The sequence below is a fragment of the Streptosporangium sp. NPDC000509 genome, assembly GCF_042898365.1.
Taxonomy (GTDB): Bacteria; Actinomycetota; Actinomycetes; order Streptosporangiales; family Streptosporangiaceae; genus Streptosporangium.
Window position 1 is genome coordinate 116,519 of the sequence record NZ_JBIAYX010000015.1, and the last position, 15,361, is coordinate 131,879.

Annotated in this window: 11 protein-coding genes; 5 read left to right on the forward strand and 6 right to left on the reverse strand. The window is 70.8% G+C overall.

Annotation, left to right across the window (positions count from 1 at the left end):
- Nucleotides 1–2 precede the first annotated feature (2 nt).
- Nucleotides 3–2,075 (forward strand): DNA topoisomerase IV subunit B, encoded by a 2,073-nt coding sequence (locus ACFY3D_RS26620; protein ID WP_350945955.1) that lies wholly within the window; start codon nt 3–5, stop codon nt 2,073–2,075.
- A gap of 268 nt (nt 2,076–2,343) precedes the next feature.
- On the opposite strand, the gene ACFY3D_RS26625 is transcribed toward ACFY3D_RS26620, so the two are convergent.
- Nucleotides 2,344–2,838 (reverse strand): beta-class carbonic anhydrase, encoded by a 495-nt coding sequence (locus ACFY3D_RS26625; RefSeq protein ID WP_389983875.1) that lies wholly within the window; start codon nt 2,836–2,838, stop codon nt 2,344–2,346.
- 167 nt (nt 2,839–3,005) lie between these two features.
- On the opposite strand from ACFY3D_RS26625, the gene ACFY3D_RS26630 reads away from it, so the two are divergent.
- Nucleotides 3,006–3,323: a hypothetical protein gene (locus ACFY3D_RS26630; RefSeq protein WP_389983878.1), complete on the forward strand. Its 318-nt coding sequence runs from the start codon at nt 3,006–3,008 to the stop codon at nt 3,321–3,323.
- Nucleotides 3,324–3,487: 164 nt separating this feature from the next.
- Nucleotides 3,488–3,853 (forward strand): VOC family protein, encoded by a 366-nt coding sequence (locus ACFY3D_RS26635; RefSeq protein WP_362902367.1) that lies wholly within the window; start codon nt 3,488–3,490, stop codon nt 3,851–3,853.
- A gap of 188 nt (nt 3,854–4,041) precedes the next feature.
- Here the strand turns inward: ACFY3D_RS26635 and ACFY3D_RS26640 are convergent, their stop codons facing one another.
- Both ACFY3D_RS26640 and ACFY3D_RS26645 read right to left on the reverse strand, forming a co-directional pair.
- A complete protein-coding gene (locus tag ACFY3D_RS26640; protein WP_389983881.1) occupies nt 4,042–6,534 on the reverse strand; it encodes a DNA topoisomerase (ATP-hydrolyzing) subunit A in 2,493 nt (830 codons plus the stop codon).
- Between the two features lie 215 nt (nt 6,535–6,749).
- Nucleotides 6,750–7,397, reverse strand: a complete 648-nt coding sequence (locus tag ACFY3D_RS26645) for a GNAT family N-acetyltransferase (RefSeq protein WP_389983884.1) — start codon at nt 7,395–7,397, stop codon at nt 6,750–6,752.
- A gap of 135 nt (nt 7,398–7,532) precedes the next feature.
- Between ACFY3D_RS26645 and ACFY3D_RS26650 the strand changes: the two genes are divergently transcribed.
- The gene (locus ACFY3D_RS26650) at nt 7,533–9,602 is read left to right on the forward strand and encodes a RecQ family ATP-dependent DNA helicase (RefSeq protein ID WP_389984260.1); all 2,070 of its coding nucleotides are present in this window, start codon (nt 7,533–7,535) and stop codon (nt 9,600–9,602) included.
- Between the two features lie 40 nt (nt 9,603–9,642).
- Here the strand turns inward: ACFY3D_RS26650 and ACFY3D_RS26655 are convergent, their stop codons facing one another.
- Nucleotides 9,643–10,473, reverse strand: a complete 831-nt coding sequence (locus ACFY3D_RS26655; protein WP_389983887.1) for a formate/nitrite transporter family protein — start codon at nt 10,471–10,473, stop codon at nt 9,643–9,645.
- Nucleotides 10,474–10,742: 269 nt separating this feature from the next.
- Nucleotides 10,743–11,636 (reverse strand): sugar kinase, encoded by an 894-nt coding sequence (locus tag ACFY3D_RS26660; RefSeq protein WP_350945962.1) that lies wholly within the window; start codon nt 11,634–11,636, stop codon nt 10,743–10,745.
- 211 nt (nt 11,637–11,847) lie between these two features.
- Here ACFY3D_RS26660 and ACFY3D_RS26665 point away from each other — a divergent pair, with 211 nt between their 5' ends.
- Complete coding sequence (locus ACFY3D_RS26665) at nt 11,848–14,466, forward strand: GNAT family N-acetyltransferase (protein WP_389983890.1); 2,619 nt, start codon at nt 11,848–11,850, stop codon at nt 14,464–14,466.
- Nucleotides 14,467–14,553: 87 nt separating this feature from the next.
- Here the strand turns inward: ACFY3D_RS26665 and ACFY3D_RS26670 are convergent, their stop codons facing one another.
- Nucleotides 14,554–15,072 (reverse strand): hypothetical protein, encoded by a 519-nt coding sequence (locus ACFY3D_RS26670; protein ID WP_389983893.1) that lies wholly within the window; start codon nt 15,070–15,072, stop codon nt 14,554–14,556.
- Between the last annotated feature and the right edge of the window lie 289 nt (nt 15,073–15,361).

Consider the following 15,361-nt stretch of genomic DNA (forward strand, 5'->3'; position numbering starts at 1 on the left):
GCGTGACCGCAGTTAGCGCGGAGACGGGCTATACGGCCCGCCACCTGTCGGTGCTGGAGGGTCTCGAAGCCGTCCGCAAGCGTCCAGGCATGTATATCGGGTCGACCGACAGCCGCGGTCTCATGCACTGCCTCTGGGAGATCGTGGACAACGGGGTCGACGAGGCCCTGGCCGGTTACTGCGATCGCATCGAGGTCGAGCTTCACCCCGACGGCTCCATCGAGGTCCGCGACAACGGCCGGGGCATCCCGGTCGACATCGAGCCCAAGAGCGGCCTGGCGGGCGTGGAGCTCGTCTACACCAAGCTCCACGCGGGCGGGAAGTTCGGCGGCGGCTCCTACGGCGCCTCGGGCGGTCTGCACGGCGTCGGCGCCTCCGTCGTCAACGCCCTGTCCTCGCGGCTGGACGTGGAGGTCGACCGCGAGGGCCGGATCCACGAGATCAGCTTCCGCAGGGGCGTCCCGGGCGTCTTCGACGGCGACGGACCCAAGGCCAAGTTCAAGAAGAAGTCCGGGCTGCGCGACGGCGGCAGCGTGGCGAAGAAGGTCACCGGCACCCGCGTGCGCTTCTGGGTCGACCACCAGATCTTCCTCCCCGAGGCCGAGGTCTCCCTCGACGAGATCCACGTCCGCCTCCGCCAGACCGCGTTCCTGGTCCCCGGCCTGACCCTGGCCGTGCGCGACAGCCGCGGAGAGGAGGTCGCCGAGGAGGAGTTCCACTTCGACGGCGGCATCTCGGAGTTCACCGAGTTCCTCGCCCGCGACGAGGCCGTCTGCGACGTGCTGCGCCTGCAGGGCGCCGGTCACTTCCGCGAGACCGTCCCGGTCCTCGACGACCTGGGGCACATGACCCCGACCGAGGTCCAGCGTGAGCTCACCGTCGACGTGGCGGTGCGCTGGGGCAAGGGCTACGACAGCACCGTCCGTTCCTTCGTCAACGTGATCGCCACCCCCAAGGGCGGCACCCACGTCAACGGCTTCGAGCGCGCTCTCGTCCGCACCCTGAACGAGCAGCTGCGCGAGACCCGCCTGCTCAAGAACGGCGACGCCCCCGTGACCCGCGAGGACATCATGGAGGGGCTCACCGCCGTGGTGACCGTCCGGGTGCCCGAGCCGCAGTTCGAGGGGCAGACCAAGGAGGTCCTGGGCACCTCGGCGGCCTCCAGGATCGTCGCCCACGTCGTCTCACGAGAGCTCAAGGAACTGCTCGCCAACCCGCCGCGCAACGCCAAGGCGCAGCTCCGCGCGGTCCTGGAGAAGATCGTCGCGGCGGCCAAGGCCCGCATCGCCGCTCGGGAGCACCGCGACAACCAGCGCCGCAAGACCGCCCTGGAGAACTCGGCGCTCCCCGCCAAGCTGGTCGACTGCCGCAGTGACGAGGTCGACCGCAGCGAGCTGTTCATCGTCGAGGGCGACTCGGCGCTGGGTACCGCCCGCGCGGCCAGAAACTCGGAGTTCCAGGCGCTGCTGCCGATCCGGGGCAAGATCTTGAACGTGCAGAAGGCGTCCGTCGCCGACATGCTCAAGAACGCCGAGTGCGCAGCGATCATCCAGGTCATCGGCGCGGGTTCCGGCCGATCCTTCGACATCGAGGCCGCCCGCTACGGCAAGGTCATCCTGATGGCCGACGCCGACGTCGACGGGGCGCACATCCGCTGCCTCCTGCTGACGCTGTTCCACCGCTACATGAAGCCGATGGTCGAGGCCGGGCGCGTCTTCGCCGCCGTGCCGCCGTTGCATCGCATCGAGGTCATCAACCCCACGCGCGGTCACGGCAAGTACGTCTACTGCTACTCCGACGCCGAGTTGCACCGGGTGCTGCGCGACCTGGAGCGCCGGGGCAAGCGCTGGAAGGACCCGGTCCAGCGCTACAAGGGCCTGGGTGAGATGGACGCCGACCAGCTGGCCGAGACGACGATGGAGCCCCGCCACCGCACCCTGCGCCGGGTCCGCATCGAGGACATCGAGGAGGCCGAGCGCATCTTCGCCCTCCTGATGGGCAGCGACGTGGCACCGCGCCGGGAGTTCATCGTGAGCAGCGCGGCCGAGATCGACCGCGACCACATCGACGCGTGATCATCGCCGAGGGGTGATTCCCGGGGTGAATGTCCGGGCGGGGGCCCGGATCCACACCGGTCGGGTGATCGGTCCCCCGCCGGCAGGACGCGCCAGCGGTGGGCCGATCGTGCCCCGGAGCTTCGAGCGGCCGCGGACGGGGCGAAATCGCGAAACCGGCATCAGGTCCCGGCCGGTTCCCGTGCCGGGGCCTGATGTCGACGCGTCGATCCGGGTCGGCGACGGCTTCCCGCGCCGGGGCCGGATCAGGAGGGCCTGACCCCGGCCCTCAGATGTCGACCGGCATCAGCTTGCCGGTGCGCACGTCGTAGACGGCTCCGCCGACCGGCATCCCCACGGGCAGGAACGGGCTCGTCCTGATCCGTACGAGATCATGGCGGAGCGCCGCGTCCTGGTCGGGGACGGTGTGGAAGTCCAGGCTGCGGGTGTCGACGCCGCGCCGGGCGGCGATCGCGTGCACCTCGTCGTCGGTGACCTTGGTCATGCCGCAGTCGGTGTGCGGCATGACCAGCACCCGCTCCACCCCCAGCAGGTTGACCGCCAGGACGAGCGTGCGCAGGACGTCGTCGGTCACCCTCGCCCCGGCGTTGCGGAGGATCTTGGCGTCCCCCGGCCTCAGGCCGAAGAGCCCCAGCGGATCGATCCGCGAGTCCATGCAGGTGACCACGGCGAGACCGCGGGCGGCCCTACCGGTCAGCTCGGTGTCGGTGAAGGCGGCGGAGAACTTCTCGTTGGCGGTCAGCAGGTCGTCAAAAGCACTCACGTACGCACCCCTCGGTCGGCGCAATCAACGCACTAATGATGCTTCATGCCCGTTTCCTGAGCGTTGCCGGGGCCGCACCGGGTGAGGACTTCACCAAGATCCCACCACTGTCGCTCACACTCGGTCATGATGTCGTCACCCGAAGTCCGGATGTGTGGGGAGGGTGCATGAGCAGGATCGAATCCCTGGCCGACTATCTTCGTGACCAGGGCAGGCGAAAGCTGGACCGGGTCGAGGCGAGGGACGGGGGGCGCAACGCGCGCTCGGCGTTGTCCCTGCTCGACGCGGCGGTTTACACCCGATCACTGAAGGACGACGACCCGTTCGTGGCCGTCCTCGTGGAGGCGGGGTGTTTCGGCCCGGAGGGGACCGGTGAGTTCGAGCCGACGGATCGGGTGGCCAAGGTCGTCCGCTTCTGGGAATCGGGTGAACCCTGGCAGTTGCTGATGGCGATCCGGTTCGCGCTCCAGGGAGCGCTCATCTGAGGTGCCGGGTTTCGGTCCGCCTGTGGAGGAAAGACAGAGCGGGCCCGAGGTGCGGGACGCCGGGCCGGTGTCCCGCACTTCAGGCCAGGTCGGCACGAAACGCACTTGAAGCCTCCGATGAGACCGCCATAGGGTCTTCACCGGTGTCAAGATCGGGAGGAATCATGGGAATCGCGCAGCTGAGGTCGATCGTTCTCGACTGTCCAGATCCCAGGCGGCTGGCCGACTTCTACAGTGCCCTTCTGGGCTGGAAGGTCACCGGAGTCGAGGACGACTGGGTGGTGGTCACCGGGGACGGGCCGGGACGGCTCTGCTTCCAGCGGGTCCCCGACTATCGGCCACCGGAGTGGCCCACCGCCGAACGGCCCCAGCAGTTTCACATCGATGTGACGGTCGAGGACTTCGACGAGGCGGAAAAGGGGGTGCTGGCGCTCGGCGCGTCCAAACACCCCTACCAGCCGGGCGAGGACGAGGGTTTCCGGGTCTTTCTCGACCCCGCCGGGCACCCGTTCTGCCTGTGCGTCGACTGACCGTCCTGAGCGATCTCAGGGCCTCCGCGCCGATCGTGTCTCCTGTGGAAGGCCCCCCGCGCCACTGCTCTCGCGTGACGCGCGGGGCTTTTCGCGGGGGAGACCTCGCCGGCCGCCTCGTGGGATCACGCGGAATCCCCGGAGCCCTCCGCCAGGCGGGGGCTCCGGGGCCTTTTCGCGGGCGGGGGTCACTCCTGCGGGGGAGTCGCCCGGGAGCCCTCCTCGCCGCCTTCGGAGCCGAGAGCGCCGCCCACGGCCGACACGGTGTGGGTGAGCCGTACGCCGGAGCCGTCACGGCGGCCCAGCTCCTCGGGGAGCGGCACGGGCTTGCCGACGGCCGAGACCGCGCGGGCCGGGCCGGGACCGGCCCAGGCGAGCAGCAGGATGTCTTCGCCCTTGAGGAAGCGCTGGACGCGGACCCCGCCGGTGCCCCTGCCCTTCGGCGGGTATTCGGCGAAGTCGGAGATCTTGGCGCCGCCGATCTGGGTGCCCGGAAGCGCCGTGGAGGAACCGGCGATCGTCACGACCTGTGACTCGCGGGCGGGATCGACCGCGCCGAACCAGATCACCACGGCGTCGCCGTCCAGCCGTACACCGGCCATGCCGCCCGCGGGGCGGCCCTGCGGGCGGACGACGGAGGCGGAGTAGCGCAACAGCTGGGCCTCGGAGGTGATGAAGACGAGATCGTGGTTCTCGCTCTCCAGCTCCACCGCGCCCACCACGGTGTCACCCTCCTTGAGGGTGATCACCTCGAAGTCGTCGCGATTGGCCGGGTAGTCGGGGACGACCCGCTTGACCACCCCCTGCGCCGTGCCCAGCGCCAGGCCGGGCCCCTCGGGATCGAGCGAGCCGATGCCGACGACCGTCTCGCCCGGATTGAAGGTGACGTACTCCGCGACCGGGTGGCCGCCCGACAGCGACGGCGGGTTGTTCGAACGGGGCAGTGTGGGCAGGTCGACCACCTGGACCCGGATCATCCGCCCCTGGTTGGTGACCACGCCCACCTCGCCTCTGACCGTGCTCCGCACGACGGAGACCAGCACGTCGTGGGCCGAGCGGTCGCCGTCACCGGCCAGCGGCGAGGCGTCGGACGTGCGGGCCAGCAGGCCGGTGGAGGAGAACAGCACCAGGCAGGGGTCGTCGGCCACCTCCAGGGGGACCGAGACGTTTCTCGCGATCCCCGAGGACTCCAGCAGCACCGTGCGGCGCGGGGTGCCGAAGGTCTTGGAGACCTGGGCGAGCTCGTCGGAGACGACCTTGCGGAGCCTGTCGTCGGAGGACAGGATCGCGGTCAGCTCGGCGATCTCGTCGCGCAGGGTCTGGCTCTCACGGTCGAGCTCCAGCTTGTCGTAGCGGGTCAGGCGGCGCAGCGGGGTGTCGAGGATGTAGTTGGCCTGGATCTCCGACAGCTCGAAGATCTCCGTCAGGCGCTCGCGGGCCTGGGCGGAGTTGTCGGAGGAGCGGATGACCTGGATGACCTCGTCGATGTTGAGCAGGGCGACGATGAGGCCCTCGACGAGGTGCAGGCGCTCCTCGCGCTTGCGCCGGCGGTGCAGCGAGCGCCGGCGGACCACGTCGATGCGGTGGTCGACGTAGACCTGGAGCAGCTCGCGCAGGCCCAGCGTGCGCGGCTCGCCGTCGACGAGGGCGACGTTGTTGATGCCGAAGGTCTCCTCCATCGGCGTGAGCCGGTAGAGCTCCTCCAGCACGGCCTCGGGAATGAAGCCGTTCTTGATCTCGATGACCAGGCTGAGGCCCTTGTGCCGGTCGCTGAGGTCCTTGAGGTCGGAGATGCCCTGGAGCTTCTTGGCGGTGACCAGCTCCCTGATCTTGGTGACCACCCGCTCGGGACCGACGTTGAAGGGCAACTCGGTGACGACGATGCCCTTGCGGCGGGGGCTGACCTGCTCGATGGCGCACTTGGCGCGCATCCGGAAGGTGCCCCTGCCCTTGGCGTACGCGTCGCGGATGCCGTCGAGACCGATGATCGTGCCGCCGGTGGGCAGGTCGGGGCCGGGGACGAACCGCATCAGGTCGTCGAGCGTCGCGTCCGGCTTCTTGATCAGGTGGCGGGCGGCGGCGACGACCTCCACGAGGTTGTGCGGAGCCATGTTGGTGGCCATGCCGACCGCGATGCCGGTGGCACCGTTGACCAGCAGGTTGGGGAAGGCCGACGGCATGACCGTGGGCTCGGTCTCCTGGCCGTCGTAGTTGGGCTTGAAATCGACCGTGTCCTCGTCGATCGACTGGACCACGGCCATCGCCGCCGAGGCGAGCCGGGCCTCGGTGTAGCGCATCGCGGCGGGCAGGTCGTCGGGGGAGCCGAAGTTGCCGTGCCCGTCGATGAGGGGCAGGCGCATCGAGAACGGCTGGGCCATGCGGACCAGCGCGTCGTAGATGGCGGTGTCGCCGTGCGGGTGCAGCTTGCCCATCACGTCGCCGACGACGCGCGAGGACTTGACGTGGCCCCGGTCGGGCCGCAGGCCCATCTCGCTCATCGAGTAGAGGATGCGGCGCTGGACCGGCTTGAGGCCGTCTCTGGCGTCCGGCAGCGCACGCTGGTAGATGACCGAGTATGCGTATTCGAGGAAGCTGGTGCGCATCTCGGTGGAAACGTCGATGTCGACGATCCGCTCCTCGAAGCCCTCGTCTGTCGGGGGTGTGGTCGTCCGTCGAGCCATCTGATTTCCTGCGCGCGCGCCCCGGCCGTCAGGCGGGGGGAGGCGCATCCTCCTTCTGTCTTCGTGGTCCAACCGTTGGCGCCGGCTCCCCGGGGAGCCTTGACCGGGATGTCCGGCGGGAGACCGGTGACGGGGGCGACCGGGTATCGTACCGGGACTCGATACGATACCCAGCCCATCCGACACTTCCGGGCCTTGCGGCCTGCCCGCGGGTGTCAGAGCCGTTCCGGCCGGTCCGCCCGTAGGTGCTGGGGCCGTCCCGGCGGGTTGCCGAGGGCGGCGGGAAGAACGCGGGTCCGAGGACCGGCTCCCGGCCAGGGACCGGGGGTCTCGCCCTCGTGTTCGTCGCCGGGCACGTTCATCCTGGTGTCGTAGACCCTGAAACCGCGCGCCCGATAGTTCGCGAGAGCCACCGGGCTGTCAAGTGAGCAGGTGTGCAGCCACACCCGCCGGGTCGGCTCCCGCTCCGGCTGCCGGTCGGCCAGGTCCCAGGCCCTGGCCGTGCCGACCTCCAGCAGGTGACCGCCGATGCCCTGGCCGATCGCCCACGCCAGGAGGCCGAAGGAGGTGATCTCGACCGCCGCGTCGTCCTGGGGGGCGAGTTCGACGAAGCCCGCGGGGGTGCCGCGATGGTAGGCCACCCAGGTCTCCACGCCCCCGGCGAGCCAGTCGGCCCACTCGTCCCAGGTCCACGGAAGCTTGTTGGTCCAGTGCCAGTCTCCGCCGACGGCCGTGGTGAGGAACCGGCTGAACTCGGGCGAGGGCAGCTCGGCGCGGACGATGTCGACCTCGACCGACGGAGGTTTGGCGGGCAGCAGGTCCGAGCGGGAGGTCTGTTCGAGATACCAGGTGGTGACGTCCATAGTGGATGCATCAAATCACGGCGCGGAGCCCCTCAGGTCCCCAGCTCCCGACCTCGCGCGACGGCACGCGTGTGCCGTACCGGGGGAAAACAGTCGGCGAGACCTGGTACGAATGACCGGGTGAGCGAAGAGCTGATGCTGCGCGAAGAGGCCGAGGAGCGGCTGCGGGCGCTCGCCGGGGAGCACGCCCGGCTGCGCGAGGACCAGTGGGCGGCGATCAAGGCGCTGGTGATGGAGCGGCGCCGGGTGCTCGTGGTGCAGCGCACCGGCTGGGGCAAGTCGGCGGTCTACTTCATCGCCACCGCGCTCCTGCGCGAGCTGGGCGAGGGGCCGACCGTCATCGTCTCACCGCTGCTGGCCCTGATGCGCAACCAGATCGCCGCCGCCGAGCGTGCCGGGATCACCGCGGTCACGGTCAACTCCGCCAACCCCGAGGAGTGGGAGCAGGTCTACAACCAGGTCGCCGAGGGGGCGGTCGACGTGTTGCTCGTCAGCCCCGAGCGGCTCAACAACCCCGACTTCCGCGACCACGTGCTGCCCGAGCTGGCCGAGAGCGCGGGCCTGATCGTGGTCGACGAGGCCCACTGCATCTCCGACTGGGGTCACGACTTCCGTCCCGACTACCGGCGGTTGCGCACGCTGTTCGAGGAGCTCACCGAGGGCGTGCCGATCCTCGCGACCACCGCCACGGCCAACGCCAGGGTCACCCGCGACGTCGCGGAGCAGATGGGCGAGGAGACGCTTGTGCTGCGCGGCGCGCTGGAGCGCGACAGCCTCCACCTGGGGGTCGTGCGCCTGCGCGGCGCCGAGCAGCGTCTGGCCTGGCTCGCCCAGACGCTGCACGAGCTCCCGGGCTCCGGCATCGTCTACACGCTCACCGTGGCCGCCGCCCAGGAGATCGCCGCCTACCTGCGTGAACAGGGCCATGAGGTGATCGCCTATTCGGGGCAGACCGAGCAGGCCGAGCGGCTCGCCGCCGAGCAGGCGCTGCTGGACAACAAGATCAAGGCGCTGGTCGCGACCTCCGCGCTCGGTATGGGCTACGACAAGCCCGACCTCGGCTTCGTCGTGCACGTCGGCGCACCGCAGTCCCCGGTGGCCTACTACCAGCAGGTCGGCCGTGCGGGCCGAGGGGTCGAGCGTGCCGAGGTGATCCTGCTGCCCGGCGCGGAGGACCGCGACATCTGGGCGTATTTCGCCTCGCTGGCCTTCCCTCCCGAGCCCGTGGTGCGCGCCGTGCTGGCCGCGCTCGAGGAGGGCGGCGTGATGTCCACGGCCGCCCTGGAGAACCGGGTGGACCTCAGCAGGAGCCGCCTGGAGACGATGCTGAAGGTCCTCGACGTCGACGGCGCGGTGCGCCGGGTCAAGGGCGGCTGGGAGTCCACCGGCGAGCCCTGGGCGTACGACGCCCCCCGCTACGCCAGGGTCGCCGCCGAGCGGGAGGCCGAGCAGCGGGCCATGCTCGACTACCTCGACACCACCGGCTGCCGTGAGGAGTTCCTGCGCCGCCGTCTCGACGACGACACCGCCTCAGCCTGCGGACGCTGCGACAACTGCACCGGCGGCCACCGCTCGCCAGAGGTGGACGAGCGGGCCGTACGGTCGGCCGCCGACCGGCTCCAGCGGCCCGGAGTGGACATCGAGGCCCGCAGGCAGTGGCCGACCGGGCTGGCCGACCTCAAGGGCAGGATCAAGCCGGAGCTGGGTGCCGAGCCGGGCAGGGGGCTGGGCAGGCTCACCGACATCGGCTGGGGCAACCGCCTGCGCGGTCTCCTCGCCGACGGCGCCCCCGACGGGCCGATCCCCGACGACGTCTTCGCCGCCGTGATCAAGGTGCTCTCGTCCTGGGAGTGGGCACAGCGACCGGTCGGCGTCGTCGCGGTGCCCTCGGGAAGCCGTCCCCAGCTCGTCCGCAGCCTGGCCGAGCGGCTCGCCCAGGTGGGGCGCCTGTCCTACCTGGGCGACCTCGGTTATCGGTCGGGCTCGCCCGGACGGCAGTTCAACAGCGCGCAGCGCGTCCAGGCGATCCGGGGCACCCTCGCCATGCCCGCCGCCCTGGGCGCGGCCGTCGCCGGGGCCGGAGGCCCGATCCTGCTCGTCGACGACCTGGTCGACACCGGATGGACGATGACGCTGGGAGCCGCGATGCTCCGTCACGCCGGAGCCCCCGCCGTGCTGCCCCTCGCCCTCGCGGTCACCAGCTAGGACGAGTGAGTCCGGTCCGGTGGACGGCCGTGTCACGCTGTCAGCCGTGGTGGCCGCGTTCCTCGGCGAGGCGGTGCGGCACCCGCGCCAGCCGCAGGAAGGTCACCAGCCCGACACCGCCGACGAGGTTGCCCATGACGGCCCAGCCCAACGCCGCCAGCCAGTCCAGGTAACCGAACGGAGCCTGGCCGGTGATCAGGGCGGTGAACATCAGGATCGAGTCCAGCACGCTGTGGAACAGCTGACCGCCGGCCAGCAGAGCGCCGAACAACACGGCGGGCACCAACCGGACCCCGAGATCGTCGGTGGCGTGCTGCATCCGGGTCATCAACGTGATCACCATGCCGGCCAGCACCGCGAGAGAGAACGAACGCAGGTTCGCCCCCAGATCCGCGAAGTGGGTGCCGGCCTCCACGGCGGTCGGATGCAGCCCGGGAAAGGCCTGCATGATCAACCAGGCGATTCCCCACCCGCCGGCCAGGTTGACCACCAGTGACACCGCCCACAACCTGGCCAGTGCCCCCACAGATCCATGGCGGGCCGCGACCGCGGCCACCGGTACCAGGAAGTTTTCGGTGAACAACTCGCTACGGGCCAGCAACAGCGCGACGAAACCGATGCTGAACGCCAGCCCGGCCAGAATCGCCGACCCGGTCGCCTCCTTGACCAGCAGGTACGCCAGCACCCCGGTACCGACGTCGATCCCGCCCAGCAGGCCGGTCACCACCAGTGTCGGCCACGGCCGAGCCAGCCGCGCGGAACCCTCGTTGACCAGACGGTCGAAGGCGTCCTCAAGCTCGGGCTCCGGCTCCACCGGAGGCTGCGTCAGCCTGTCGTCATGGCGTTGACCGGACTCCGAAGGCTCGCTCATCGAGACGGCATGCCCCGTGCGCCAGTCGCCACTCCGACCTCGGAGAACAATGGAACAGCCGATAACGGCGGGTGGTCGTGAGCCCGGTCAGGGACCCTTCGAATCCGACGTTCCGATCCGTGATGGTGAGCGCCTGCCGCGTCGTCGCGCTTTGGCGGCGATGTCCGATCGGTGCGGCTGACGGTCGCCTCGGGGTGGGCCGGGGCACGTGCGGAACGCGGGACCGGGGCCGCCGCACGTCCGAGATCGGTGAACCCGCGCGGGACGGGTCAGAGGCGAGGGCGGGCGCCGAGGTGCGAGATGGCCCGGGAGGCGAGGTGGCAGCCGGAGGCGAGGGCCTCGGCCGGGGGCTTGCCGCCCAGCCATGCCGGGAGGAAGCCCGCGGTGAAGGCGTCACCGGCGCCGGTGCCGTCGACCACGCGCTCGATGGCCTCGGCGGGGACCTGGATCGGTTCGGGGCGGTTGTTGGCGTACCAGAGCGCGCCCTCGTCGCGGAGCTTGACGACGACCTGCGGGAACCAGGCGGTGAGGACCTTGGCGGCCGCAGAGGGGTCGTCGCGGCCGGTCAGGACCTTCGCCTGGTCGGCGTTGGCGAACAGCAGCTTGGCGCTCTGCGTCCACTCCAGGAAGGGCTCGGCGCCGGTGCGCTCCAGGGGAGCGGAGGAGGAGCAGTCGACCGAGACGGACATCCCCGCACGGCGGGCCATCTCCAGGGCGGCCCTGCCCGCGTCGCGGGAGCCCTCGTTGATCAGGGTGTAGCCGGACAGGTGCAGGTGCCCGCCCTGGGAGAACAGGTCGCGGGGCAGATCCTCGGGCGACAGCGCCGCGTTCGCGCCGGGGTCGGACAGCATGGTGCGCTCGCCCTTGTGGGTGACGAGCACCACGCAGGTGCCGGTCGGGCGCTCGGGATCCATGACGAGACGGGCGTCGACGCCGTACCCCATCAGCTCCATGTCGCGGTTACGGCCCGTGATGTCGGCGCCGCGCCGCCCGATGAAGGCGACCTCGGTGCCCTCGACGGCGAGCCAGGAGGCGATGTTGGCACCCGAACCACCGCCGTGCATGGTGACGATCGCCGGTGTGTCACTGGCCCGGGCCAGCGGGTAGCGAGCCCGCGCGACCGCGTCGGTCATGAGATCGCCCACCACGACCACCCGCGTCATGATGTCACCACCTTGCTGCCTTCGATGCCGACCTGCCTCTAGACATGCTTCAAGCCATACCTCTGGCTGTGCCTGTAACCGCGAAAAACTTAACAGCTTCCGGCCAGCGTATGGGGCCTTGACCGGACACCGCACCACAGTCGATGCACAAGCGTTGCGCGAATTCGCCCGAGTGGTCTGTTATGTGAGATTCACGTCTACTCTCGGGACTGTGGAGGCTGCTCAGTATCCCGCTCACTGGGAGGCGGACGTCGTTCTGTCGGACGGTGGAACCGCCCACGTACGCCCGATTCGGCCCGCCGACGCCGACCGGTTGCGTTCCTTCTACGGTCGGTTGTCCGACGAGTCGATCTACTTCCGCTTCTTCGGCCCCCGGCCGCGGCTGTCGGAGCGGGAGATCATCTGGTTCACCAACGTCGACTACGACAGCCGGGTGGCGTTGATCGCCACGATCGGCACCGAGATGGTGGCGGTCATCCGCTACGACCGGATCGAGCCCGGTGAGGCGGAGGTCGCCTTCCTCGTCGAGGACGCCCACCAGGGCCGAGGAGTCGCCTCCGTGCTCCTGGAACACCTGGCCGCCACCGCGAGGGAGAAGGGGATCGCCCGCTTCGTCGCCGACGTGCTGCCCGCCAACCAGAAGATGATGGCGGTGCTCAAGCAGGTCGGCTACACCGCGCAGAGCCGCTTCGCCGACGGCGTGGTGAGGATGACCCTCGACCTCACCCCGACCGAGACCGCCCAGGAGGTGACCGCCTCCCGCGAGCACCGTGCCGAGTCCCGTTCCATCGAGCGGTTGCTCTCACCCGGTTCGGTGGCGGTCGTGGGAGCGGGCCGGGAACCGGGCGGCGTCGGCCAGACCGTGTTGCGCAACCTGCTCGGCGCCGACTTCACCGGCCCGGTCTACCCCGTGCACCGCGAGGCGCGGGCCGTCGCGGGGGTGCGGGCCTATCCGAGCGTGACGGCCATCGACGGCGAGGTGGACCTCGCCGTGCTCGCGGTGCCCGCCGACGGGGTGATCGACGTGGTCAAGGAGTGCGCGGAGAAGGGCGTACGCGGGCTGATCGTGGTCTCCTCCGGATTCGGGGAGACCGGTCGGGAAGGCCGGGCGAGGCAGGACGAGCTGGCGCGCATCGCCCGCGCGTACGGCCTGCGGGTCGTGGGTCCCAACTGCCTCGGCATCGCCAACACCGACCCCGCGATACGGCTGAACGCCACGCTCGCCGCCACCCTCCCCGGCCTCGGGCGGGTCGGGTTCTTCAGCCAGTCGGGCGCCCTGGGCACCGCGCTGCTGCAGCGGGTGGCCCAGCGCGGCATGGGCATCTCCTCGTTCGTCTCGGCGGGCAACCGCGCCGACGTGTCGGGCAACGACCTGCTGCAGTACTGGGAGGAGGACCCGCGGACCGACGTGATCCTGCTCTACCTGGAGTCGCTGGGAAATCCTCGCAAGTTCGCCCGCCTCGCGCGGCGCATCTCGCGCCGCAAGCCGATCGTGGTCGTCAAAAGCGGTGGTACCACCCAGAACGTGCCCACCGGCCACGCGGCACCCGTGCTCGGCCTGCCGGACACCGCGCTCAGCGCGCTGTTCGAGCAGGCGGGGGTGATCAGGGTCGACGACCTGATCCAGCAGTTCGACGTGGCGCAGCTGCTCGCCTACCAGCCGCTGCCCGCCGGGCCCAGGGTGGGACTGGTCGGCAACTCCGACGCGATGGCGCTCCTCGCGGCCGACGCCTGCGTGCGGGTGGGCCTGGAGCCCCGCCCGCCGGTCAACCTCGGCGCGCGGGCCTGCGCGGAGGAGTTCGGCACGGCGCTCACCTCGGTGATCCCGGACGTGGACGCCGTGGTCGCGATCTACATGCCGCCCATCCCCGGCGACGGGGCGGAGGTCGCCGCCGAGTTGCTGCGCGCCTCCCGCGACTGCGGCAAACCGGTGCTCGCCACCTTCGAGGGCAGGATCGGCATGCTCGACGAGCTGCGGGTCGGCACCGCACCCGGCAGGGGCTCCATCCCCTCGTACGCCGCACCGGAGGAGGCGGTCCGCGCGCTCGCCCACGTCGTGCGGCACGCGCGCTGGCTGGAGCAGCCCGCGGGACTGCCCGAGGAGATCGAGGGCATCGACTCCGGCGCCGCGCGGGACCTCGTGCTCGCGACGCTCGCGGACGCCCGTGCCGAGATCGACGCGTCGGAACTGCTCGCCTGCTACGGGGTGGAGGTCTGGCCGTCGCAGACGGTGGGGTCGCCGCGGGAGGCGGTCAAGGTGGCGTCGAAGCTCGGCTGGCCGGTCGTGCTGAAGGCCGCGGGGCCCGAGGCGGCCAAGCGTGCCGGGACCGTACGCCTCGGACTGTCCGGTCCCGACGGGGTGCGTGACGCCTACGCCGACCTGAAGCGCCAGCTCGAACCCGGTGCCGTGCTCGCGGTGCAGCGCATGGCCCCGCAGCCCGCGGTGCCGACCGTGGTCGGCGTGATGGACGACCCCGCCTTCGGCGCGGTGGTCTCCTTCGGGCTCGGCGAGATCACCGCGCGGCTGCTGCGCGACGAGGCCTACCGTCTGGCCCCGCTGACCAGGGAGGACGCCGCGGCGCTGGTGAGGTCGCCGCGCGCCGCGCCCCTTCTTCTGGGCGAGTACGGCTACCCGCCGGTCGCCGTCGAGGCACTGGAGGACCTGCTGGTCCGGCTCGGGCGGCTGGCGGACGATCTTCCCGAGGTGGCGCGGCTCACCCTGGACCCGGTGCTGGTGGGAGAGTCGGAGGTGATCGTGCTGGGTGCCCGTGCCGTGCTCCGCAGCCACGAGGGCCCGCGCCCGGACGGCGGTCCCCGGCGCCTCGGCTAGCGCATCTGCCGCTTCGTTGCCGCTCGGCGGTCACATCCGATCCGGCGCGAGGGCCGGGGCACTCCGGGGCACGTACGGAACGCGGGGCTAACCCGTCCGCCGGGTCGCGGGGATGATCTGGACCGTGCTGGCGACGGTGGCGGGCGCGGGACCGGTCTCCATGACGTTGCCCGTGCCGGGATCGACCATGTCCATGCCGTCCTGGGCGGCATCGGCGGCATGGGCGGCTCTGCCGGACGCGGTGAGCGTTCCCGAGGCGTTCCGCGACACGGCCACGCCGACCGTGATCCGGGGGAGCTGGAATCCGGGTGCCACCAGGTCGCGCGTGTCGCAGTCCACGATTCCCGCCGTGATCCGGCATCTCCAGCCCGCACCCGAGGCGCGCACCGGGGTCAGGCCCGTGGGGAAGTAGTAGGTGACCCTGGTCGGCTGGGTGATCCCGGCGGAGTCGGGTCTCGCGGTGACGTCGATGGAGAAGGTGCCGCTGTCACCCGCCTCGAACGGGCCGTCGTGGACCGTGGTGAGGATCAGGTCGCCGGGGAAGCCCGCCCCGGAGAGGGACGGGCCGACGGTGGTCGCCGCCGCGGTCGTCATGACGGCCGTCACGACGGTCACCGGGACGGCCGCGACGAGGCGCGAGAGGCCGCTACGCCATGCCGGTCGGGTCAAACCCCGCGAGGCCGGCCGGCACGGCCGGGTCCGGCTCGGCGGGTCGGGCGGCGCCGGGACGGACCGTCCTGCTGAGTCCTGACCTTCTCCGGCCATGTTCTCTCGCCCCCTGTTCCGGTAGGGATTCACCGTTTCCCATTCCGGAGTGATGAAAAAATCCCAGATATATGAACAAAGTGGGAAATGTGCAGAATCGCCCGTTGTTGCTGCTCAGGACGCCGCGCAC

Excerpts from the sequence above, each read along its gene's own strand:
- ACFY3D_RS26630 (WP_389983878.1), top strand. The coding sequence starts at position 3,006 with ATGAGCAGGATCGAATCCCTGGCCGACTATCTTCGTGACCAGGGCAGG.
- ACFY3D_RS26635 (WP_362902367.1), top strand. The coding sequence starts at position 3,488 with ATGGGAATCGCGCAGCTGAGGTCGATCGTTCTCGACTGTCCAGATCCC.
- ACFY3D_RS26640 (WP_389983881.1), bottom strand. The coding sequence starts at position 6,534 with ATGGCTCGACGGACGACCACACCCCCGACAGACGAGGGCTTCGAGGAG.
- ACFY3D_RS26645 (WP_389983884.1), bottom strand. The coding sequence starts at position 7,397 with ATGGACGTCACCACCTGGTATCTCGAACAGACCTCCCGCTCGGACCTG.
- ACFY3D_RS26650 (WP_389984260.1), top strand. The coding sequence starts at position 7,533 with ATGCTGCGCGAAGAGGCCGAGGAGCGGCTGCGGGCGCTCGCCGGGGAG.
- ACFY3D_RS26655 (WP_389983887.1), bottom strand. The coding sequence starts at position 10,473 with ATGAGCGAGCCTTCGGAGTCCGGTCAACGCCATGACGACAGGCTGACG.
- ACFY3D_RS26660 (WP_350945962.1), bottom strand. The coding sequence starts at position 11,636 with ATGACGCGGGTGGTCGTGGTGGGCGATCTCATGACCGACGCGGTCGCG.